Origin of the sequence: Arcticibacter pallidicorallinus (genome assembly GCF_003002875.1) — a bacterium.
GTDB lineage: Bacteria > Bacteroidota > Bacteroidia > Sphingobacteriales > Sphingobacteriaceae > Arcticibacter > Arcticibacter pallidicorallinus.
Map to the genome: position 1 here is coordinate 271,721 of NZ_PVTH01000005.1, position 22,682 is coordinate 294,402.

The 22,682-nt window shown below is 43.0% G+C and carries 24 protein-coding genes; 11 read left to right on the top strand and 13 right to left on the bottom strand.

What is annotated here, in order from left to right; all coding sequences use genetic code 11:
- The first annotated feature begins 108 nt into the window (after positions 1–108).
- Positions 109–432, top strand: a complete 324-nt coding sequence (locus B0I27_RS10405; protein ID WP_106293172.1) for a hypothetical protein — start codon at positions 109–111, stop codon at positions 430–432.
- 41 nt (positions 433–473) lie between these two features.
- On the opposite strand, the gene B0I27_RS10410 is transcribed toward B0I27_RS10405, so the two are convergent.
- From B0I27_RS10410 to B0I27_RS10425, 5 genes are all read right to left on the bottom strand, one after another.
- Positions 474–800 carry an MmcQ/YjbR family DNA-binding protein gene (locus B0I27_RS10410; protein ID WP_106293173.1) on the bottom strand — a complete coding sequence of 109 codons (327 nt, stop codon included), beginning with the start codon at positions 798–800 and terminating at the stop codon, positions 474–476.
- 85 nt (positions 801–885) lie between these two features.
- Entirely contained in the window at positions 886–1,224 is a 339-nt protein-coding gene (locus B0I27_RS10415; protein ID WP_106293279.1) for a DUF3817 domain-containing protein, read from the bottom strand.
- 36 nt (positions 1,225–1,260) lie between these two features.
- Positions 1,261–1,722, bottom strand: coding sequence for a hypothetical protein (locus tag B0I27_RS10420; protein WP_106293174.1), 462 nt, complete (start codon positions 1,720–1,722; stop codon positions 1,261–1,263).
- A gap of 100 nt (positions 1,723–1,822) precedes the next feature.
- Positions 1,823–1,978: a hypothetical protein gene (locus tag B0I27_RS17395; protein ID WP_181276744.1), complete on the bottom strand. Its 156-nt coding sequence runs from the start codon at positions 1,976–1,978 to the stop codon at positions 1,823–1,825.
- 4 nt (positions 1,979–1,982) lie between these two features.
- Entirely contained in the window at positions 1,983–2,357 is a 375-nt protein-coding gene (locus B0I27_RS10425; RefSeq protein ID WP_106293175.1) for a TetR/AcrR family transcriptional regulator, read from the bottom strand.
- A 149-nt stretch (positions 2,358–2,506) separates the two neighbouring features.
- Here B0I27_RS10425 and B0I27_RS10430 point away from each other — a divergent pair, with 149 nt between their 5' ends.
- The 3 genes from B0I27_RS10430 to B0I27_RS10440 all read left to right on the top strand — a co-directional run bounded on the left by B0I27_RS10430 (position 2,507) and on the right by B0I27_RS10440 (position 5,256).
- Positions 2,507–3,187 (top strand): NADPH-dependent F420 reductase, encoded by a 681-nt coding sequence (locus tag B0I27_RS10430; RefSeq protein ID WP_106293176.1) that lies wholly within the window; start codon positions 2,507–2,509, stop codon positions 3,185–3,187.
- A gap of 85 nt (positions 3,188–3,272) precedes the next feature.
- Positions 3,273–4,049, top strand: a complete 777-nt coding sequence (locus tag B0I27_RS10435) for an alpha/beta fold hydrolase (RefSeq protein WP_106293177.1) — start codon at positions 3,273–3,275, stop codon at positions 4,047–4,049.
- 76 nt (positions 4,050–4,125) lie between these two features.
- A complete protein-coding gene (locus B0I27_RS10440; protein WP_219905008.1) occupies positions 4,126–5,256 on the top strand; it encodes a glycoside hydrolase family 43 protein in 1,131 nt (376 codons plus the stop codon).
- A gap of 33 nt (positions 5,257–5,289) precedes the next feature.
- Here B0I27_RS10440 and B0I27_RS10445 read toward each other — a convergent pair whose 3' ends face one another.
- Both B0I27_RS10445 and B0I27_RS10450 read right to left on the bottom strand, forming a co-directional pair.
- The gene (locus B0I27_RS10445) at positions 5,290–6,258 is read right to left on the bottom strand and encodes a TolB-like translocation protein (protein ID WP_106293178.1); all 969 of its coding nucleotides are present in this window, start codon (positions 6,256–6,258) and stop codon (positions 5,290–5,292) included.
- A 270-nt stretch (positions 6,259–6,528) separates the two neighbouring features.
- A complete protein-coding gene (locus B0I27_RS10450) occupies positions 6,529–10,293 on the bottom strand; it encodes a beta-galactosidase small subunit-related protein (protein WP_106293179.1) in 3,765 nt (1,254 codons plus the stop codon).
- 187 nt (positions 10,294–10,480) lie between these two features.
- On the opposite strand from B0I27_RS10450, the gene B0I27_RS10455 reads away from it, so the two are divergent.
- Positions 10,481–11,611 carry a DEAD/DEAH box helicase gene (locus B0I27_RS10455; protein WP_106293180.1) on the top strand — a complete coding sequence of 377 codons (1,131 nt, stop codon included), beginning with the start codon at positions 10,481–10,483 and terminating at the stop codon, positions 11,609–11,611.
- 66 nt (positions 11,612–11,677) lie between these two features.
- On the opposite strand, the gene B0I27_RS10460 is transcribed toward B0I27_RS10455, so the two are convergent.
- Complete coding sequence (locus tag B0I27_RS10460; protein ID WP_106293181.1) at positions 11,678–14,557, bottom strand: glycosyl hydrolase 115 family protein; 2,880 nt, start codon at positions 14,555–14,557, stop codon at positions 11,678–11,680.
- 244 nt (positions 14,558–14,801) lie between these two features.
- On the bottom strand, positions 14,802–15,365 hold the full coding sequence (locus tag B0I27_RS10465) for a dihydrofolate reductase family protein (RefSeq protein ID WP_106293182.1): 564 nt from the start codon (positions 15,363–15,365) through the stop codon (positions 14,802–14,804).
- Between the two features lie 258 nt (positions 15,366–15,623).
- Here B0I27_RS10465 and B0I27_RS10470 point away from each other — a divergent pair, with 258 nt between their 5' ends.
- The 3 genes from B0I27_RS10470 (at position 15,624) to B0I27_RS10480 (ending at position 18,159) form a co-directional block, all read left to right on the top strand.
- Positions 15,624–16,307: a prealbumin-like fold domain-containing protein gene (locus tag B0I27_RS10470; protein WP_106293183.1), complete on the top strand. Its 684-nt coding sequence runs from the start codon at positions 15,624–15,626 to the stop codon at positions 16,305–16,307.
- 4 nt (positions 16,308–16,311) lie between these two features.
- Positions 16,312–16,995, top strand: a complete 684-nt coding sequence (locus tag B0I27_RS10475) for a hypothetical protein (protein ID WP_146133118.1) — start codon at positions 16,312–16,314, stop codon at positions 16,993–16,995.
- Between the two features lie 252 nt (positions 16,996–17,247).
- The gene (locus B0I27_RS10480) at positions 17,248–18,159 is read left to right on the top strand and encodes an NAD(P)-dependent oxidoreductase (RefSeq protein ID WP_106293185.1); all 912 of its coding nucleotides are present in this window, start codon (positions 17,248–17,250) and stop codon (positions 18,157–18,159) included.
- On the opposite strand, the gene B0I27_RS10485 is transcribed toward B0I27_RS10480, so the two are convergent.
- The 3 genes from B0I27_RS10485 to B0I27_RS10495 all read right to left on the bottom strand — a co-directional run bounded on the left by B0I27_RS10485 (position 18,146) and on the right by B0I27_RS10495 (position 20,357).
- Positions 18,146–18,946: an aspartate dehydrogenase domain-containing protein gene (locus B0I27_RS10485; protein ID WP_245925483.1), complete on the bottom strand. Its 801-nt coding sequence runs from the start codon at positions 18,944–18,946 to the stop codon at positions 18,146–18,148. The two genes, B0I27_RS10480 and B0I27_RS10485, sit on opposite strands and share 14 nt — an antisense overlap.
- Positions 18,947–19,081: 135 nt before the next feature.
- On the bottom strand, positions 19,082–19,888 hold the full coding sequence (locus B0I27_RS10490) for a 3-keto-disaccharide hydrolase (protein WP_106293186.1): 807 nt from the start codon (positions 19,886–19,888) through the stop codon (positions 19,082–19,084).
- A 43-nt stretch (positions 19,889–19,931) separates the two neighbouring features.
- Positions 19,932–20,357 (bottom strand): SRPBCC family protein, encoded by a 426-nt coding sequence (locus tag B0I27_RS10495; RefSeq protein WP_106293187.1) that lies wholly within the window; start codon positions 20,355–20,357, stop codon positions 19,932–19,934.
- A gap of 142 nt (positions 20,358–20,499) precedes the next feature.
- Between B0I27_RS10495 and B0I27_RS10500 the strand changes: the two genes are divergently transcribed.
- Both B0I27_RS10500 and B0I27_RS10505 read left to right on the top strand, forming a co-directional pair.
- Positions 20,500–21,621 (top strand): TlpA family protein disulfide reductase, encoded by a 1,122-nt coding sequence (locus tag B0I27_RS10500; RefSeq protein WP_106293188.1) that lies wholly within the window; start codon positions 20,500–20,502, stop codon positions 21,619–21,621.
- A 119-nt stretch (positions 21,622–21,740) separates the two neighbouring features.
- Entirely contained in the window at positions 21,741–21,965 is a 225-nt protein-coding gene (locus tag B0I27_RS10505; RefSeq protein ID WP_106293189.1) for a CDGSH iron-sulfur domain-containing protein, read from the top strand.
- A 30-nt stretch (positions 21,966–21,995) separates the two neighbouring features.
- Here B0I27_RS10505 and B0I27_RS17480 read toward each other — a convergent pair whose 3' ends face one another.
- Positions 21,996–22,154: a hypothetical protein gene (locus B0I27_RS17480; RefSeq protein ID WP_181276745.1), complete on the bottom strand. Its 159-nt coding sequence runs from the start codon at positions 22,152–22,154 to the stop codon at positions 21,996–21,998.
- Positions 22,155–22,205: 51 nt separating this feature from the next.
- On the opposite strand from B0I27_RS17480, the gene B0I27_RS10510 reads away from it, so the two are divergent.
- Positions 22,206–22,661, top strand: coding sequence for an SRPBCC family protein (locus tag B0I27_RS10510; protein ID WP_106293190.1), 456 nt, complete (start codon positions 22,206–22,208; stop codon positions 22,659–22,661).
- Positions 22,662–22,682: the final 21 nt, after the last annotated feature.

The following is a 22,682-nucleotide window of genomic DNA, read 5'->3' on the forward strand; positions in this document are numbered from 1 at the left end:
GAGCGATGGGCATAGCTGAACTCTATGAGTTCGTCCCGCAGTTTTGTAAAAAAGCGCAAGCTCCGTCTCCGAAGAAATTTCTCTTACCAACGTCAAACCAACAGTTATATGAACAAGAAGCAAAAAAGTAGATTGATTATTTTCATGCTTGTCATTTTGGTTGCTAGCAATTACTCACCTTTTAGAAGTTGGAAGTGGTACTACTATAGCTCTGCAGATGGTAATTTTACTTTTGGAGAGTTCCCTGAGAAAGGGCTAAATCTTAAAATAATGGAACGCGAATGGGCGCAATACAGGCTAGAGCAGCGACCGGCGGATTCCAGTATTTACCGAAGCTTCGCCATCAATCCCTTGAAGTTTTGGCTTTGGAAGGATTATCTTTTCATGACCGCTACAAGTATCCGCACAAAGTTTGGCCAGATAGCCTATTGAATTGATCAGAAAAAATCCTGGCGTGCTATAATTGCTGAAACTTATTCGCGAATATTTTTAGGTGCAACCTCTCTATATGCCGTTGTTAAAGCGTCGGCAAATAAACCTTTATGTACTTTTTCCATTTCTATTATTGTCCATCCCTGCTTTCCCCATTTATTATCTACGGGATAGATGATTGTTCTGTCTGCTGACGCAAAGACGTCCCGGTCTATTTCAGAGAGCTTGATACAGGCTCTCTTGTTCTTTTCATCGTACGTTGCAAATATTTTCTTTTTCACTCTGAAAGAAGTCTTTTCAAAATGAGGTTCTTCCGTAGCTTGAGGGAATGAGAGCGCCAGTTTCCGCATGGTGTCGATAGTGACCATATTTTCAATCTTATTAATTACATGGACATTAGTTAATTCTAGACCGAGATACTAATATACGTTGATCAACGCGACGTTTATTTATTTAATTTTCATGGAACCCCTCACCGGTCTGAGCCTCTTTTGAAGCTTGTCGTAATATGTAACGGTCTATGTAAAATGTGCCAAATGGAATAATACAGGCCACTAAAATCTTGGAAGTCGTCTGCCATCTCCACTGCCTTTCTACTCCAACGCTTAGCGTGCTGAGAATAAACCACAGGAATAACATGCCATGCACCGGCCCAATAGTTTTAACCATGGTTGGATCTGAGGCGAAATACTTAAGTGGAACGGCAATTCCGAGCAGTACGAGAAGGGATATGCCTTCCAGGTAGCTCACCAGCCTTAAGCGCCCCAATGGTGTTGTAAATAGTTGTTTCATTTTATTCATCTGATTATCGAAATGTTTAGCAGGGATTTAAAAATGTCTGAACAATGGCCTGCTTGCGAATGGGGAGAAAGGCCATGGGATAGCGAAAAAAATAATAAGCAATGCCAGGATAAACCATCGTAATATGGTCCGGTATTTGGCCTGATCATCTGCTCGGCGCTTGGCTTTAGCTGATCCGATGGTGATCATCACAACTGCCGAGATCATTAGGGATATATGCACATAACGATAAAAGTTATGCTCAGTCCAGAGTCTACCGTTGGATTCAAACATCTCGAACATAACGATGGGACTCTGGAAATAAAGAGTCATACCAATGAGCAGTTGGATATGCGCAATAGTTGCGGTCCAGTGACGCAAACGATCTGCTATCGGTGTAAAAACGCTCTGTCGTAACAAGCTCCTATAGGAAAAAATGATTGAACAAAGAAGACTGCCTAGTAGTAACCATCTGAATAGCGAATGGAGAGATAGTAAGAATATATACATGACAATTGAGGGTTGTATACATAGTATGTTATTTATTAAAAAAAGTTCAGTTAAGACAGTCTAAATATTTCTTGAACTCTTGAAGAAATGTTTTGTAGGACTATTTCCCCAAGACCTTACCGAGGTAACGAACACCACCATAGTTAGCGATAACATATTGCGAAATCTGCTTGGGATCATGCTCCTTTGCAATTTGCCCTTCGTCCTGAGCCAATGACAGTGCGGACTCGATTTCCGTTTGCCAGGCAACGAGCACACGTCTAAGCAGTTTTTTTAAACGCTTGGTTATGAGCGGACATTTCTTCAATCAAATTTACCAGAGGGCATCCATACTCAACTTTAAAGAAGTCATTTTTGAGCAACAGCGCTTCCAGCATCTTGTATATATTGGTACGCACATCTCCTCCTTTTCTTAAATAAGCTGTTGAAAATTTGCTCATCCTCGGCGACATAATCTCACTTATAACAGCAAGACCCATTTCTTCTTTGTTTTTAAAATGATAGAAGAATGCACCTTTTGTCACTTGCGTAGTTGCAATAATTTCGTCAACGCTGGTGGCCTGATAACCTTTTTGGTAGATCAGGTCAAACGACTTCTGTATTATGGAGCTTCGTGTTGTTTCGGCCTTAGACATAAGATACCAGTTAGTATTTTTCACAAAAAAAAGTAAAATATCCAGCTACGCTAGTTTATTTAGTCATTACAAGGTAAAGCTCGAGTATTTGTAGTAGAACTTATTGAAACAAACTGATCAATATTGTCTTATCAATAAAACTAGATATTATGAAAGTCGGAATTATTGGCTCAGGTAACATTGGAAGCGCACTCGCACTATATCTCGTCAACCTCGGTCATGAGGTAATGATTGCGAACTCACGAGGTCCGGAGACTTTGAGTGAGGTTGCAGCAGAAACGGGCGCCACACCAGCCACAGTCGACGAGGCTGCAGGCGCGAAAGATCTGATCATCATTTCGATTCCGGAGAAAGCGATTGTAGATCTACCGGAAAATCTACTCTCCTCTTCCGAGGCCGTGATTGTTGACACTGGCAACTACTATCCGTCGCGCGACGGTAAGAACGCGGATCTTGATGGTGGCTTAACCGATAGTGAATGGGTAGCGCGAGTGATCGGCCACCCGGTAATAAAGGCTTTTAACAATATCTATTCGGCGAGTCTGGCTTCGAAGGCTGCTCCTGCCGGTAGCCCAAATCGGATTGCTTTGTCCGTCGCCGGCGACGAAGAGCGCGCAAAGCAGATGGTCATGGATCTCATTGATCAGATCGGCTTCGACGCAATCGATGGTGGATCGCTGTCTGAATCATGGAGACAGCAACCGGGTACGCCTGCATATTGTCAGGATTTTGATAGAGATGCCTTGGCTTCAGCTTTGCAAAGAGCGGATCTTAACGAGAGAGCTGCCAATCTTGCACAGGCGGACGAACAAGCCCGGCCGTATTTTTAAAAAGTCGGCGTGCAGAACAAGGTAATAGCGCTTTTGCCGGGTTCTGAGGAGTTATTCAAAACGTACATGAATTAAATATTCTAATATGTTCGGATTCAAAAATATCGCGAAGACGCTCATTACTACTATTTCCTTATTCGGCTTTTTAAATGCATTTTCTCAGGTTAGCCCGGATATCAAACCTACAATTTGCCTACTGGGTGGAACACCGTCCTCTGCAAAGATCGTTGATGAAATACCTGAAGATTTAAAAGCAAAATACAATTTTATATCTTTTAACAGGCCTGGCTTTGGCGATACGCCTAACAAGACCTGGAATGAAGAAGACCTCTTTGACCTCGCGTCCAAAGCTGGTTTAAAGAGTGGAGATTTTGGAGTTATCGGCGTAAGCGGAGGTGGGCCACTAGCGATTCTTATAGCCCAAAGGTTTAAGCTGAAGTATTGTGGAGTGATTTCTGGTATGGTCCCGTCGAAAGATTATTTTCCTTTTGCGGATTCAACATTTACTAAGCCACTAATGATTAGCGTTCTGAGAGGTTTTGATGATTTCAAGAAAACTATTGAAGAATTTCCCAACGTCAATGAAATATTAAAACAAGCAGATAGCCCTGCTCCTATAGCCATTCGAGCATGCTTTGATGATCTTCACTTTATACTTAGGGGCACTACTTTCAGTAATCACACTTATGACCAAATGAAAGTTAACTGGATCCATGGGGAAAATGATAAAAATGTCGCATTAAAAAGTGCGCAATCATTTTTGGCGAAATTTAAGAATTCGAAACTAACAGTGATTCCTGGTGCAGCACATTCCATAGATGCCCGTTTACTAGTGCGGCAGTTGGCTGATCAGTGGGATTAAATCAGCTTCTCCCAGCCCTATAAACGTAACTCCTTATTGCTATATTTATATCCAACTAACAAGACCTAAGCTTTCTATGCAACACTCCAACAACTTAACCACGAGGGTCAAAACATTTATAGCAGGAGCTTCTTTACTTTTATTTTCAGTCCCTGGTTTCGCGCAACACTCGAACAGCAATGTTTCCACAGGTCCAACGGGCATTGAGATTGTACCCAAAGTACAGAAACCGAAGAAGTCATCTGCTTACAACGAAAAGAAGCTAAGCGGCTACCTTCTGGTATATTTTAAAGATCAGGATCAATCGGCTTATCTGGCTATCAGTAAAGATGGATATACTTTTACTGACATCAACAACGGAAAACCTGTTTTTATAGGGTCTCAGCTTGCGGAACAGAAGGGCGTTCGGGATCCGCACATTACCAGGGGGCCTGATGGTGCCTTTTATTTAGCGATGACCGACCTGCATATCGCTGGCAAACGCGCCGGTTTCAGGGATACGGAATGGGAACGTCCGGCCGAAAAGTATGGCTGGGGCAACAACCGTGCTTTGGTATTGATGAAATCGTATGATTTGATACATTGGACGCATTCAAATTTCAGGGTTGATAAAGCTTTTCCGGAGTTGGGCGATATTGATTGCTCCTGGGCTCCCGAAACTATTTATGATGCTGATAGAAAGAAGATGATGGTGTATTTCACGATCCGGTATAATAACAAAGACGCCAATATTTACTATTCGTATGCAAACGACGACTTTACCAAGCTGGAGACAGTACCACAAAAAATCAATAACATCGGTGGAATTGATGCCGATATTACCAAGGTTGGCAACAAGTATCAGATGTTCTATGTCTCCCAAGCACAATTATTTCATGCTGTTTCTGACAAGATAAACCAAGGCTATGTGTCCGGCGACAAGAGGATCGACCCTGAATCAGTCAACACAGAAGCCCCTAATGTGTTTAAACGCCTGGGAACGGGTAAATGGGTACTTATGTATGATGTTTATGGACTACGGCCAAGTAATATGGGTTTTAGCGAAACAACTGATTTTGTTAATTATACAAACCTCGGGCATTTTAACAAGGGTGTTATGAAAACCACTAATTTTACCAGTCCGAAGCATGGTGCAGTTACTTATCTTTCCGAAGATGAGTTAAAAGCAATTATGGCCCACTGGAAAGTCGAAACAGAAGGTGACTAATGGTATCTATTTCTTTTTTGGCTATAATTATATTTACCGCCAGATCATTTGTCCACCTGAAGTTTCAATCTTATTTTTACCTTTCACGAAAACGGGGATTACACCAGGAGTGTTTTGCGCAATCGGATCCACATTATAGTTCTTGCCGTCGTTGGGGATAATTTTCAGCGTCCACATCCAGCCGAATGGTCCAGTCTGTTTGTACTCGGTGCCTACAAGCAAGTATTTTCCATCTGGAGAAAACTCGGGTACAGCTTCTTTAAAATTGCTGGTGGTAACCTGTGTCAGCTTTGATCCATCCATACCCATGGTATACACATGGTTTGCAATACGAACGGCGAGTTGATTGCCAGCTGGATTGACGGCTAAGTCACCCCAGTCTTGATAACTCATTTCTTTAAGCAAACTACCCGAGGTGTAAGGTGGGTCTAAACGTATGATATTGTTGTGATGCACGATCAACAGCGCATTGCCGGGAAGCCATAAGCGTTGATCGTTAAAACCCAGTTCTTGGCCGTTGATATCGTGGATCCTTCCTACAAAATCACCATTTCGCTTTAGAATCGTGATACCGTCTTCCTTTTCGTTCGAAAGCACCAGAATATGACTGCTATCAAACGACAGATAGCCCCTGCAGTAGGCATTCAGTCCCGGACTATTGTACACAAACTCCTCTATTATGCTACCAGTTGCAATGTCACTGAGGGTGAAGCGTATGGGGTACTTTCCCAAAGTTTGCTCATTTACCACAGTAAGTTTGTATTTACCATCACGAGAGATGTCGAAATTATTAAGTTTCGAATTATCGGGAATAAAGGCAGACCCCACACCATCCGGTAAACTTACTTTAAGAATTCCCTCGGATGCCCAGTCGTAATAGATCGCGCCGTGTAACGAGGATGGATATCCGTTTTGACCGCCATCTGGCCCGTTATTTTCTTTTGAACAGGCTGATAATAGCATAAAAAACACCACAATCAGCGATATGTTTGTCTTTTTCATCGTTTTGATTTAGGAGTTTGTCTACATTATTTTCAATCTCTAAAAGATGATCTCACAAACCTAAAGACAAGAAAGTTGGTCTACAATCCACGAAAACAGGGATTTTTTTGTTCTATCCTCTCCAATTTCCACATCCGTAGCAGAATGCGTTGGCAGCGCCGCGGGGCATTTACCTAGCGAAGGTTGTTACATAGGAATTTTAGTCTTATATCCTTAGATGTCATTTAGTTAAGCATCATATCGCTCCTATTATTTTAATAGCTATCAGGCTTACTTATTAGTTTTAAATGGTTTTATCGAACTTGTGAACTGTATGGTTTGGGGAATGGTTTGATATTTGTCGAGCACCCCAATTGCCGTGCATCCTACTCCGGTAGTTTGATAGTCGAAATTGAAGGTTACTCCATCCGATTTGACCAGCTGATAGGTGTATTTCGCCTTTGACAAATTTTCGGTGCTGTAATTGTAGCAATTGAAATTAAATGGTTCGCTTGCCGAAAACTCAATTCCTATTCCTTCCGCATTTGTCAGTCGCACATTGCGGTTGTCCGTGCGCAATCCACAATCCTGAGGTAGCAAATACGGTACAAACATCGCATCAACTGTCGACTGGTAATTCCCTATCCGGTAGCCTGTTTTGCGGTCTGGATAATTCTCCTGTGGCCCACGTCCAAACCATTGTACATTTTGCATTTGCTCGTCGAATACCCATTTTGTTCCTATGCGCGGCAACGAACTGGGCATTTTTCCATTCGGATTTATTGTGTGCTGCAGCCTAATTTCGCCGTCGGGCGAAATGGTATAAATCATCTCATTTTCGAAGCCTGCCCCGCTTGCATTTCCAAAAAGAGCAATCTGACGAATACTGACAATTGTGCTTCCAGCCTTATTTGCGACCTTAAATGATTCAAGCTTTGACTTCATTTTATCCAGACCGATGGAATACCATGAAGTGGCAACCATCCTTCCATAGCCCTCTCCTCTTGGGAATACATTTACGGAAGGATAGGTCCAGTCGTCCTGTTCGTTCGCCAGAGGGGCACGCCAGACATTGAGCTGCGCTCCCTGCTTCAGCAATTCTTTACCCATAAATTTCATGGAGTACAACTGGCCATCGGCTTTATTAAAGGAATAATCGAAATTCACTCCGGATACAATCAAATGTTGCTCACTATCTGTCACTTTTAAAGGACTGGTCTGATGCTGTACCAACTTCTTACCGACTGGTACAATCCATGGTAATTCCAATTGATCCCAACACATTTCAAAACCCTTCGGCACCAGTGCTGTCGCTTCTTTCGAATGAAAACTAACTGTTGCCAAATAGGTTGCACCAGCCTTCATTTGCGGCTTTTGGATAGGAAGAACGTAGATTTTTTTTGCTTCAGGTTCGACATCGATTTCCAATTTTCCTGAAGCTATTGATATCCCGTTTTCTTCCAGATTCCAACGTGCCTCGAAGGCATTTGTATTGGTAAAAAAGTGTCGGTTCTGCACTTCAATTTCCAATTTCTCGGCGTCGATCCACTTTACAGATATGGGTTGAGCCGATTTTTTCATTTGCCACATTTCGGGCTCAGGAACCCGGTCGGGCCAAATACTTCCATAGGTGCGTGCGCCGATTCCATAGCTGAAAAACTCGCCTTTGTTTTCCTCCTGCTCAAAATCAAGCCACAAAGCTGCCCGGTTTTTTAAGTCAGGTTTCGCTGCAAATAAGTCATTAATTTCAATCGCTTTTGGGAAAATGCCCACCTGATCGATAATGGCATCGCACAAATACACCGAGGTATGCTGGCCATGTGTCTCGGCATTCTTGCCCACGTTAAGAGGAAAAGGGAAATTCGTGATGTTCCCGGTGACCGGGGTTTCAGCCACCTTTTTGTTGTCGATATATAATGATATTGACTTCCCGTTATAAATACCTGCCACATGATGCCAGTTTTGTGTCCAGTCTTTGGGTAATTCACCACGTACAACTGTTTTTTTAGAAGTGTAGATATAGAAATCAAGCGAGTCTGCACCAATCTGCTGCAAACCAAATTGATTGTTTCCTTTGGTTAGAAGTGTTCCACCCATTTTCATTAAATCGCGTGGAAAGATCCAGAAGGAAAGGGCTAGTTCATTACCGGAGATTTCAATTTTTCTATCCTGAAAAACTTCCACCCACTGATCGTGACCATTCAGATCAATACCTTTTCCATGGTGTCCGGCAACCAGTTTGCCGCGTCCCATGATATGGGTTGCGATCTTGCTTGGTGAAGAATCAGTTAATTTGCGAACTGGCTCGCGCAACCCCGGACTCACGAAATCCCAGATTGCCCCGCCCATAATGCGTGGATACTGGTAAATCACATCCCAATATTCGTCAAGTCCGCCACCGGCATTTCCAGCCACCGAAAGGTATTCGTCCATGAATGATGGTCGCGGATCAACACTCTCAGGAACCATGCCTACCTGATTTTTAAGATCAAAAGGTGATGGGTATCGCGGGCCGATGATTTCTTCGCAAGAATGCGAAAAAGCATTTCCTCCATACATCCAATATCGGGTAGTATCAAATTTCCGTCCTTCATCAATTACGGCACAAATATTTTTCCCTTCGCCACTTTCGTTCCCAGCACTCCAAAACAGAATGGATGGATGATTTCGGTCGTTCAACACCATCTTGCGCACCCGCTCGCGGTACATGGGTTCCCACTCGGCCTTATCGCTCAAATATTCAGTAGCATGTGCCTCATTTCCGGTTTCATCGATGATGTAAAACCCATATTCGTCTGCCAATTCTAAATAGCGTCTTACAGGTGGATAGTGTGATATGCGTATACAATTGATATTGAATTGCTTCAGTATCTCAAAGTCTTTTCGGATGGTCGCTTCGTCCATCGTATGCCCTAAATCGGGGTGCTGCATGTGTGTATTGATGCCGTTAAGTTTGATGGCTTTTCCATTCAGATAGAAAACCTGATGACGAATTTCAGTCTCTTTAAAGCCAATGCGACCGGCAACTATCTCTTCGGTTTTACCCTCGCTGTTGATTAATTCCAATGTTAACCGGTAAAGATTGGGCGTTTCAGCAGTCCACTTTTTAGGATCAATTACATCTGATGAAATATTAATAATTTGCTTATTATCAGCAGTTATTTGAACTGCATCAGAGGTAAAATTCTTAACCAACACATTGTCTGAATTAAATAGCGAAGCTCGAACCTTGTAATTCTTCTTGTCAGTTTTCGATTGGTTATTTACCGTAATCTGCAGATTCAGTTTTGCGTTCTGATAATTATTGTCCAGATCGGTACTGGCATGCCAGTCGAAGATATGTACATCCGATTTTGCATACAGCCAGACATCATCAAAAATACCTGCCAGGCGCCAATAGTCCTGACTTTCAAGATACACACCATCTGAATATTTAATCACGTTGACGGCAATGGTATTTTTTCCTGGTTTAAGGAACCTGGTAACATCATATTCAGCAGGCTCGTGCGCTCCTTCATTATAGCCAACTTCCTGTCCGTTGATCCAGACGAACGATGCCGAAGCGGTTTTCTCCATGCGTAATAAAATACGCTTGCTTTTCCAATTTGCAGGTAGGTTGAATGTTTTCCGATACGAGCCTGTCGGGTTGTATTCGCGAGGGACAAAAGGCGGATTTGAGCGAAACGGATGTGCAACATTTCGGAAAAAAGGATCGCCAAAACCCTGCATTTCCCAGTTGGACGGAACTTTAATTTCAGACCATTTCTGATCATTAAAATTTGATGTAAAAAAGTTCCTGGGTGTAGCTTCCGGAGTATTAGCAAAATGGAATTTCCAGCTTCCATTCAACGAAAGCACATTTTCTGACTTCCATTTCTGAAGATTTAACGCTTCATCAACCGATTTTATAGGGATACAAACCGTGTGGCCTTCAGTCTGGTTGATCTCAAATACCCCTATATTTTCAATGAAAGGATAAACGTTTGCAAAATTCGATTGCTGTGCTGACACTGTAAAACTTACCAGAGTGATCAATAAACCAACGATTATTTTCATGCTTGATTAGGTTATTATGTGGAGAAGACTAAAATCTATTTTCGAATTTTGACTACGATAGTGCTGTCATCGAGTCATATATCGATCGTAAGTTACTAAATTCCTTAAACTGGTAGTACCCAGTTTAACGACTCCTCTGCAACAAGCCTTTAAATCGTATCTTCGTGCACTAAAAGGAAACAACTTTATGCCATTTAATTCTCTCGGTTTATCCCCTGCTTTGTTAAAAACACTGGAACAGGAAGGTTTCACAGCCCCCACTCCTATTCAGGAGCTTGCCATACCAGCTATTTTAAGCAAAAAAGACGTTTTAGGTATCGCAAAGACAGGCTCCGGAAAAACCGCCAGCTATGTATTGCCCCTGCTAACGAATTTACAAGGATCAACAGGGTTAAAAAACCGACATGCGGATGTATTGGTTTTAGTTCCCACACGTGAATTAGCTGAACAGGTGAAAGATGTTTTCAAAGTCTTTACCGCGGCACTTCCCCAGCCTGTTAAAGTAGTGGCCGTGTATGGCGGTGTGTCCATCAATCCACAAATGATGGCTCTACAAGGCGTTAATGTGCTGGTTGCCACGCCTGGGAGATTATTGGAATTAGCTGGTTCTAATTCGGTGCACTTATCAGGTATTCAAACACTTGTGTTAGATGAGGCTGACAAAATGCTAAATCTAGGGTTCAAAGATGAACTGGATAAGATTATAGCACTTTTGCCGGAGAAACGTCAGAATATACTATTATCAGCTACGCTGAGCGACGATATCGAGCATATCCACCAGATCATGCTTCGTGACCCTGTAGTGGTTAAGATCGCGGCAGAAGAGACTTCATTGGATTTGATCAGACAGGTTGCTTACCTTATTTCGGAAGATAAGAAAGGTCCTTTCTTGCGTTACCTGATCAATCATCACGAAATGAAACAAGTACTGGTTTTCGCGTCTTCCGTGCACCATGTCGACGCCATTGTCAACAAACTCCGGAAGAATAATATCGATGCAAGGGCAATCCATAGCAAAAAAAGTCAGGGAGCCAGAACCGAAGCTTTAGCGCAGTTTAAATCGGGAAAGTTAAGGGTATTAGTAGCAACAGATCTTATGGCCAGGGGAATCGACATTGACTCTCTTCCTTTTGTCATTAACTATGACTTGCCCAGATCGCCGAAAGATTATATCCACCGGATTGGCAGAACGGGCCGTGCAGATGCTGCTGGCGATGCTATCTCCCTGGTGAGTATAAACGAGCTGCATCATTTTGAAGTGATTCAGAAGAAGATGGGAAGACAGGTTGAGTTGATTAGGGATCTCCCTGTTGTATAACACGTTTCAATTCTAAAGAGAGCAAGAGCGTGAGATGAATCATGACGCTCTTGCTCCTAATAAAGTCTATTTGGACCCTACATATTTACTTTCGGTCGGTCCCAGATAACTTGGCTTCAGTCCTCCTGCATCAATCACGAACTTTTGAAACACGATTCCGGGGTCAACCATCCATATCTTCAGCGTATGCTTACCTGGCTTATCGACCTTATGTTTGGTTCTTCGAATCTTTATGTGGTCAGCGACCGATTTGGACCACCATTCAGCATATTCGTAATCCGGTTTAATCTCGCCTTCGTTCATATTTACCAGCTGCGGTTCTTCATTGTCAATCGACATGGCAAACTTCAAACCTCCTGATTTCTTAAAATCTTGAGTAGGTGATAAAAAGGCATGTACGGTCAGATCGCCAGGCTTCACAACAGTAAATTCGTACTCCAGACGAGGCGATTTGGATGTCAATGTTTGCCTTTCAGCTGTGACGGGCTCAACGATTACGGATGAACTTGTCCTGCCAAGGTTAGGCACTACCGTCCAGTAAACATCTTTGTTGTCAATCTTTCTGATAAAGCTCGCCGCTTCAAACGCTACAACGCCGTTATTTTCTATGTAACCTGACGCAGAGGAAATACTCTCGCGAACAGGGACGTTGACAGTATACTCCTTTCCGGCTCCTGAAATGAGGATTTTTCCGGTAGCGCCTTCTTTGGGAGCTTTGCCCCAATCGATGCTTATGTAAACTCTTTCAATATACTGCGTAACACCTTTCGGCTTAGAGACTTTTATCCAATTCTGTTGGGGCGTAATAGAATAGCTTAATTCTTCTTGTCCTCTATTGAGGATATCCACGTAATAATTTTGTTGATTGAGGTTATCAAACGCTGGTAATGACTCACTAAAAGCCCAGTCGGCCTCTACATCCAGCCAACCCCACTGCGGCCTCCTGCCATATTCCAGCAGGTAACCGAGTTCGGCGGGTTTCGGAACTTGTACATATGACACTGCGGGCATCATGTTCAATGGTGGATGGTTCCATGATGTATATCCAATGTGCGTTTGCGACATTATATGGTTCCATTTGCCGTCTTTTAGTTCGTGGAAGGCCTTGGTGAGTTCTTCGTCTTTCTGAAACAGGTGTCTGACCCGATCTGCATAGTAGTTGGCAGCTGCAGCTCCCCGCTCGCCGTAATATTTATTCTTCCCCGCAGCAACATACATTTCGTTCACGTTCGCACTTAATTCAATAGGTGATAAGACTAGCTGAAAGAATGCGGGTTTATATTCGTCCGACAGCTGGTTATAAAGTTTCCGACTCCTCGCTGCCAGTCCATTATATTCTTCGACAATTCTATCAGCTTCCCTGTAATTCTCCACACTATAGGTAGCGGAGGTTAGCATTTCAGGAACGCGCCTGGCATTATATTTCGTGTAAAGCGAAAGGAGCTCGGCGATTTCTCTTGGGTACTGATTGCCAAACTGCTGACCTGCCCAATTCACGTAATATTGTGGCAGATCAGTTGCCTGTATCGAAGCAGGGTCCCAGGCGTAATCCAGGAAAAAATTGATGGGTAACTCCATTGGTTTTATGTCACCAACATTGGCTATCCAGAGATTTTTAACGCCGTGCTCATAGCTGAGCCTCATCTGCTCCCATACTCTTTCAATTTGTGTCACGTTCAGCCACCTGTATGACACCGGCGCGCCTACATAGTCGAAGTGATAGTACATACCGTATCCACCTTTGTGATTAAGATCTGCCTTTTTCGGCAGGTAGCGCAGATTCCCCCAATTATCGTCACTAAACAGAATCGTGATGTCATCATCAACCCGCAAACCTTTATCGTAATAATCCTGAACTTCTTTATAGATAGCCCATACCTGCGGAGTTTTTTCTGCCGGTTTACCGGTCACGTCTGATATGATCTGCCGTTGATCTTTGATAATGGTTTTCAGGAGGCCTACAGACGTCTCCTCTGACATTCCTTCATCGCCATCGCCGCGCATTCCTACTGTAACAACACTTTCGTAGTTACCCATGCGTTCGATACCGCCACGCCAAAAACGTCTGAGTTGTTCTTTATTCTTTTCATAGTCCCATGCCCCTCCATTAAAGACCGACCATTCGTTATGCGCACGCATCATAGGTTCGTGATGACTGGTTGAAACCACGATACCATATTCATCCGCGACCTTCGGATTTAGTGGATCATCGACATTGAACATAGTGGGAAGCCACATGGACGGCCAAAGGAAGTTCGCTTTGTTTCGTAACATCACCTCGAAGATCTTTTCATAGCATTGATGATTTATACCTCCGAACTTTTCGGTTGCCCAGTTTCTGAATGCCGGGGATTCGTCGTTAATAAAGATACCCCGATATTTTACTGCCGGACCTTTAGAAATATAATGACACTTCTCCAGATAGATCTCCTTGTTTTTTTCAATTACAGCATCAGCCCACCAATACCATGGTGATACGCCGATCTTCTCTGAAAGCGTGAAAACGCCATAGGCAGCTCCCCGTCGGTCACTTCCTACTATAACCAGGGCTTTTTTAACACCTGGAAATGGATCGTCTACAGTTTGTATAATAAACCTCTCCCACTGACCTTTCAGGACGTCGACATTGATTTTCTTTTTCGCTACTAACTCAGCTATCAGATCATTGTTCCCCACAGTTGCCACAATGATGGGATACTTCTCTTGTGTCTTTGTTGCCGTAGAGACAGATGGCCGTTTACCGGAGACGCTTTCAATATCCCCGGCGAGAAAGTCGACTGATTTCTTTACCAGGATATTCTCTGAAGAGCTGTACACGATTGTGGCGACGTCGTTTTTCCCAACGATGGGATAGGAACTGTTGTTTTTATTTAGCGTATGTCTGACGCTTATTTGAGAAAATGCTAAGCATGGAAGCAGCAGCAAAAGGATGTGGAGTACCTTCATATTGTAATCTTAGGGCATGGTTAATCGGATCAAAGATCTGATTAAATAAACGTTGGTAATGCTACAACTAGTCGGGATAATGCAACATATGTTTTGTTTGCGGGCTAACTGCGTTCATTCAACGTTTTTCTTGCGTTCGACAGCTTGCCAGCCCTCCGGTGTCGTTACCATTATTCGGTAGCGAGGCCTAAGGTTTGATAGGTATCAAAAAATACATTCGCGCTTGGGTTCGATGCACTCCCGGCTAATGATTCTTGTATTTCGTTATAGGTTTATAGTAAAGCGTTATCGCGCCACTATCGAATATTTTGCTATTTGTTAACTTGAAAATCTTCCGGTCATTTATCTCGCCAAACAAGGGCGAACCGATACCCGCTACAACAGGGTGAATACAAAGCTGGTACTCATCAATCATATTCAATTTCATTAGCTGTATGATCAAACTACGGCTTCCAACTAAAATATCTTTACCTGGCTGTTGTTTGAGAGCTGAAACCACAGCTTCAAGGGCATCGATAGCCAATCTTGCACTGCTCCAATCGACATCTTTCAGCGTTTGAGAAAACACAATCTTCGGAATTGCGTCTATAGCAACAGCAAAATCATTCATGGATTTTTCATCGGAAGGGCTTTCTAACACCGTTCGCCAATATTCCATCAGGTGGTATGTGATCCTTCCATACAAAATGGTGTCTGCGTTATTTAACAGGTCAGTATAATGCTCATGTAATTCATCGTCAGGGATACCTGCTGTATGGTCGCAGATTCCGTCAAGTGTCGTGTTGATTGCCGCTATTACTTTTCTCATTCCGCCTCTTTTTGTCTGAATAAATTGAATTCAAGTTAATGATGAATATTTTATTGCCGATTGTCATATGGCAAGAATCTCCAGTCCATATCTCCTGTAACTAACGATTCCACGACCCTTTTGATCATGATAAGATGTTTCTATATAAAGCTCATATAATTTAGTCAATATGAATCAAAAAGGTCTGTTGAACGCACAAAATTTATTATGAAGACATATCTATATATTTGATGTAGCTTTGTACTAAACCTTATTATCTTGAAGCCTAAGCTAGTTTTCTTACTTCTGCTTTCTGTAGTGATTATTTCCTGCAAAAAAACAACCATCGTTGATGTGGCGCCCTCAAATAGCGGAAAGCTTATCTATAAACTGACCGATGATGCCGGAAAAGGTCTGCCTGGTGTTGCGATTTCCTTATTTGCCTATGAAGGTGTTTATTCCGACTACCAAATCCTTTTGGACAAGCAAGTGACGGATGTCAACGGCCAAATCGACTTCGGGGATCTTAATCCTGACAAGTACCTTATTCGTGCAGACTCTGTGAAGGTTAATGATTTAACTTATGTTGTTCATGAATATGTGGAGGTTTCGGTAGCTGCCACTACACGAAGAGAGGTGAAAGCCACTGACTTTTCAGCCCAATTGACGATAACAGTTCGCTCTTATAACGATGAGAAGCCCATGAAAAGTGTAGGCGTAATGGTAGTCCCCACGAATAAGATTTACAATGAGTATACTACGGCCAGTAATTCAAAGATAGCGGATTATAAGGGTGTTACTAATTCTTCCGGTTTAATCAAAATCAAGATTCCTTGCTACAAACAGTATAAAATATATCTATACGACTTGGTAACTAATTCAGGGTACAGAATTCATGATGTTTTTGATTTTTTCCTTGAGAAAGACGAAAAAGCCAATTCCATTATGAGAATATCACCATAAAAATATGAAAGTTAAATTTATAATACTTCTCGGGCTGTCTACTTTGATGATCTCATGTAAGAAGATTACTCATGTAACACTAGTTGAACCTTCTAAGCCTGGAACGCTGAGTTATCAGCTAATTGACGACTTAGGGAGGGGTCTGTCGGGTGTTAAAATCTCCCTTTATTCTGCGATGATCAAAGGGGGAGATGCCGGAGCTTTTATTACGCCCATTGAGCTTAGCAGGACAGACCGGGAAGGATTTGTAAATTTTGCTAATCTTTTACCCGGGAATTATCGAGTAGTTTCGGATTCTGCTATGGTAAATGGGATAATCTATCCCACCAGCGAATACGTTCAGGTTATTTCAAATCTTGAAAAGAAAAAAACTGTAAAAGCTTCTGACTTCTCAGGAACTTTAAAAATCAAGCTACTTTCAAATAGCGAGCCCAAATACCCTCTAAAAAACATGGTACTCATAGCCTACCCGCATGTGGGTCCCGAATGGAGCAACCCGAGAAGTCTTGTAGAAAGCGCTCGTCTCAAAGGCATAACCGATGAGAATGGACTGGCTGAGATAAAAGTTCCATGTAATTTCCAGTATGGCGTAATAATATATAATCCACAAAATGACGCCGTAGCAGACCGATCTGGAAATTATAGAGTTGACCAAGGCGGTCAAACCAATACCACGGTTTATTATTAGAACCGTTATTGGAGTCGGAAACTGTTCCGTGATGCCAAACCAGTTGATGATGGAATGCCAGGCATAGCTTTCTACCCTTATCCAGAGCGCTCTTCCTGAAAGAAATTTAAACTGCTGTTTTGAGATTTGTTCAGCTCAATCTTTGCCGCTGCATTGAAACCCCGAGACCGAAATCCCTCCCTCCCCGCGCTTGACGCCTAACTTATTTTGACGAGATTTGTAGATTGATCGTTCATATTTAAGACAAGAAGCATGTTTAGAAAATTAGTGGCCATCGAACCATTGAATTTGATTCCCTCGGCCGAAGAAAAGCTGCACGCCTTTGCGCGAGAGGTGATCATGTATCAGGATATCCCTTCCAATGCCGAAGAGATGGCTTTGCGTATTGGGGACGCAGACGCCGTGTTGCTCAGCTATACATCACAACTTCGCAAAGATGCACTTGAAAAATGCCCTGATATCAAATATATCGGGATGTGCTGTTCATTATATTCGCCGGAAAGCGCGAATGTCGATATCGTTTACGCCAATTCCAGGGAAATTGTCGTTACCGGCGTTCGGGATTATGGCGACGAAGGTGTTGTGGAATACGTGATCAGCGAGCTGGTTCGTTGCCTCCACGGTTTCGGCGAGAATAAGGATGGTACTCAGGCGCAGCCCTGGGACGGTGTGCCCAGGGAAATTACCAGACTGAAAACTGGTATTGTGGGCCTGGGAAAATCTGGTGGCATGGTAGCCGACGCGCTTAAGTTTTTTGGCGCGGACATCGCCTATTTCTCACGTAGCGAAAAAGCGGAAGCTAAAGAAAAAGGATACCGCTTTTTACCTTTGGCAGATCTGCTTTCACAGAGTGAAGTAGTCATTACCTGCCTCAATAGAAATACGGTTCTTTTGCATGAGAAAGAGTTCGAACATTTAGGAAACCATAAAATACTGTTCAATACCGGACTTTCTCCTGCCTGGGACGAAGCCCCTTTCGCGAAATGGATAGAGGGCGATAATCGATGTTATTGTGATACCGCGCCTGCGCTGGGCGACGAGCGATTTTTGAATCATCCTAACGTGCGCTGCATGGGCGTTTCTGTAGGCCGCACCCGCCAGGCGTTTGACCGCCTGAGCGAGAAGGTTCTGGCCAATATTACATCATACATCAAAACACAATAGGCGATGTGATATTTCGGAGTGTATTCACCACGCTCCAACCGGCAATTTGTGCCGTCGCACTATACACATCGATCACCGCATGGACCTGGTCACTCTTGACTTCTATGCGGTGTTCATCGCCTGTAAAGCCAGGTGTCGACGTCATGGAAACTTTCATATTCTCGGGTCCTACAGATGCCAGCGACGCTGCAACAGCAACGTTTACCCTGGTTGGAAACAACGCAATCGCCTCCTGAGCGTTCCCCTCAAAGACTTTTCGTTTCTCCGTCTGCAACGATTCTTCATAGACAGCAGTGTTCTTGAGTGAATTCGGCCCTTTTTCTGTATGAAATGTAGCTGTGCAATCACCCATTAGAGACACCGTGCGTAATACATCAAATCCTCCAATAGCACCGGATACAAGGTGTACGCGTGTGTTATTCTCCCTCGCTGTTGCTTTCACCTCCGCATAAAATTCCGTATCGGCAAACGCCCCGATAGACAAGGTAACTATTGACGAGCCATTTCTCAGAGCGGGAAGCGCCAGCGCTTTCATTGAATCAGGCGAAGCGGTTTCGATGATGTAGTCGGGTTTAAGCGCCAGCAGTTCATCAAGGGAATTGCATGTCGCACAAGTATATCCCGACTCTGCGTTTTGCACTTTGTCGGCGATATGTTTAGCTTTTTCAACTGTGCGCGAAAAGGCGCCTATAAGCTGATAGTCTGGCAGAAAACCTTCGATTAACGCATCGGTGATAATGGTGGCAAGTTTACCACAGCCTACGATAGCAAGTGTTTTTATTGTCATGTGCCCAACATAATGCTTTTTTCCACCTTAAGCAAATATAAGCCTGTACTGGACTGCTAAGCCCGCATTCCGCCTAACTACCGATACCCGTCAATATGAGCAGGATGTCATGTTGACGGGCAGCAATAGTTAGACTTAGTCGCCTTTCTGTGCCAGGTTCTTTAACTTTATATTCCGAAACTCTACTGGCTGGCCCTCACTTTGCAAGGCGATATAACCCTCCTTCAATAACTTCCCATCCTGCTTTACAGAAGGATCGTATCGATTGACTACGCCCCCTCCTATTTGCGGTTTGGAATACTGCAGAACAGTGTCTCCATTAATGATGTGTTTGATCAATGAGTCGCCCAAAACGATTAACTCTGCCTTTACCCATTGATCACCATCATAGGTCTTAGATGTGGAATTGATACAGTGATCCTCCGCGAGCTGACCGTTGTAAACCACCTTGGTCCCAGGGGAGCACATGTTACCGGTCGGACGCGGTTTCCCATCACCTAAGCCACCAAGAAATTGCATCTCTATTGAAATAGGCCAGTCCTGCTCTTTAGGCATCGTTCGTGGGTCCTGCGAATGAAACATGACGCCACTGTTGCGGAGGGTATACTCCGGTGCGCCTTTATGCAGCTCGCCAGTAAATCGGTATTCAAGTACCAGATGGTATCGGGAGAACGGCACTTTGTAATAGAGGTGCCCAAACTGTTCATTGAAATCCTGGTACTGGTCATACCGAACCTTAATCACACCGTCTTCTACGCGAAAAGTACTGCCAAAATTCTCACCTACGTCATGATGCTGAATCTTAACGAACCAATCGTCGAGATCTTTACCATTGAACAAGGATATCCATGACTCGTTGTTGTCCGCATTTGGTTTTTTCGCTGTACAGCTGCTGATCACGGTTAGGATAATAAGGGCGTAAATTAAGTGGGGAAGTTTCATATAAGTTGGTTAGGAGTCTTTATTTTTTGATCGCGAGCGTACCTCACTGCTCGGACATTTCTTTGATGATTTGCAGGGCACTAGTGGTTGCAGTATTCATTTCTTCGAAATATTCTTCAGGCATATCTGAGCTTACAAACAAGGTAGTAACATCATCCTTTTCTACAAGTTCGAATTTTTCCCGCATATCTCCGAGGGTTTTACCCGCGTTTCCGGCTTCCAACTCAAAAAGATGGCGAAAGGTTACCTCCTGATTCTTTGTAACGGATTCCACATCGCTTTCCATCCCGTTATTGCTGGGATCGAGGAACTGGATTCTACCACCGGGCTTCAGATCTCCGACATAATGAGAGCCCGGCATAAAAGCTGCCGCCCATTTCTTGTAGCTGTCGTTATTCCACATTACTTGCCAAACTTTCTCAGCGGACGCGTGAATTTCAATCTTTTGGTTAATGGTTTGTTTTTTCATGTTAGTGGTATTTAGTTATTGGTTATCTCTTAAACAATCACTTCATTGTCTAAAAGGTTTCGTTTCTAAGAACTCACCGAGGTAACAAGATAGCAATAAGTTTGCTGGTATTTTTCCTATCTTAGAACCACGCCATATATAAATGATCAAAGCCTTAATCGTCGGATGTTTCTTACTTTTTAATTCACTTGCAAGCTTTTCCCAGGAGAGCAAAATTAATTTCGTGTTAGACGGATATGTAGATATCGATACCGGGAGCGTCAGCTTCGTGCTCGTAAGTGACAGTGGCTATTATCCAGACAAGATGAGAGATTTAAAAGCCAGGGTTTTAGGCGGAAAATTTCATATAGAGGCTTTTATCGAAGAGCCATTAGCGTACGAAATCTCCGTAAGTGACGGCGCCCCCAGTGGTGTTTTTGTAATTGATACAGGCAAACAAACTATACGCATCCACAGCAAGGCCCGAAAAGCTATTCCTCAAGTTACCAACAAAATAATGGTCAGTGACTACGAATCGTATTTAAAAAGCTTTGAAAAGGTGAGGCTTAATAATCAGCTTTTTGATCGTAAGCGGGATAGTCTATCAGTAGTGTATTCGAATAATATTCCTACTGAGATACGCACGCAATTAGATCAGGAATTAAAACTGAATTATAGAGAACATGACGCTGCCTTATTAAAATATGTGAGAGAAAACCCAACGTCGTATTATGCTCTCTGGAAGCTAATTGCGCTGACGAAATTCGGTTATGAAGAAATCTTTAGCACGATATACGATCACTTTTCAGATTCTCTGAAGAACAGCAAAATTGGATTGAAGGTAGGAAACCATTTGAGCGAGTTTAACTTAACCGCTTTGAATAGCAAACTGAAAAGTTTTTCGGCGACAGATGTTACAGCAAACAAAAACACTCATATAAATTACAAAGCCAATAAGTACACTTTGTTAGATTTTTGGTACAGCAACTGTGCTCCTTGTATAGCCAAGTTTCCTGACCTGGCCAAAATATATGAAGATTTTCGCCTTAAAGGACTGGAGATTATCGGCATTTCTACTGACAAACTATCGAGGAAGGAGAACTGGCAAAAAGTCATCAGTGATCAAAATCTTCAATGGCCTCAGCTGTTAGATGTCAACGGGGTGGAAAGCTTGAAGTTGGGAATTAGTGTATTTCCGAGTAATTTCCTGATCAACAACAGTGGTGAAATTGTTGGCGTGAACATGCTTCCGTCCGAATTAAGAACGTACCTAGAAAACCATTAAAAGATGTTCCCCCATCCTTTCACAATATGTTTAAACTCAGATTTGAACGTTTCTAAATTAGAATCAGATTGCAGAGGCTGTATGCAATGTCCTACTTTTGAGGCTTACAACAACCTCAAATGGCAAAAACAAAGCTTACAATCAACAATAACGGTTCAGTGAAAATAGAAGGCGATTTTGAAATCTTTGATAAAGATGGCAATGAGTATGGTCTTCAGGGACGTACCGTTTTAAGTCTCTGCAGATGCGGGATGTCTAAAAACAAGCCTTTCTGCGACGGTGCTCACAAAGGTCATTTTGAGCATGAGGCCATAGCATTTGACCTTCCTCCAAAAAAGGCATAACCGCGCTGAATGAATTTTTCATATTGAAGTTCAACTACCGAATTTCCAGAAACGGGCATACCAACCTGAGGCCTTAAGGGTCAGGTTCGTATGCCCAATCTTTTTAGCAGCTTTCCAGGCCGTTATTTCTACCTCCCCTTTCTTGAATACTTGCCATAGGACAAGTGCAACCCGATATATTTTAGCCATCTTTAATCATTCGCATAGCTGAAGTCGAAAGTTTAAATCAATCTTAAACATATGGACAACTTTTCAATGAGCCTTATTTTTCAGGAGAGAGAGGATAAAATTTACGAAGGCCTAACGTCCCAGATCAATGAGTGGTGGACCGAGATGTTCGAGGGTTCTGCGCAGACTGTGGGCCAGACCTTTACTATCCGATTTGGACCACAGATTTTCAAAACGATGGTTGTCGAAGAATTGATCGGGAACAAAAAGGTAGTCTGGCGGGTACAAGACGCGTTTATAGACCTTCCGGAACTCGACAACAAAAAAGAATGGATAAACACCCGGATCGTTTGGGAGCTTTCCATACACCCGGAAGGCACTTTATTGAGGCTAACGCATATAGGGCTAACCCCAAAAGCAGAGTGTTACGACTTATGCTCCAGCGGATGGCAAAGTTTTCTTTACAGCTTAGACAAGTTCATCCATACGGGTGTTGGTACACCATTTACATTAGCAGAGACCGATTGAAAATCAAGACTGTAGATAACA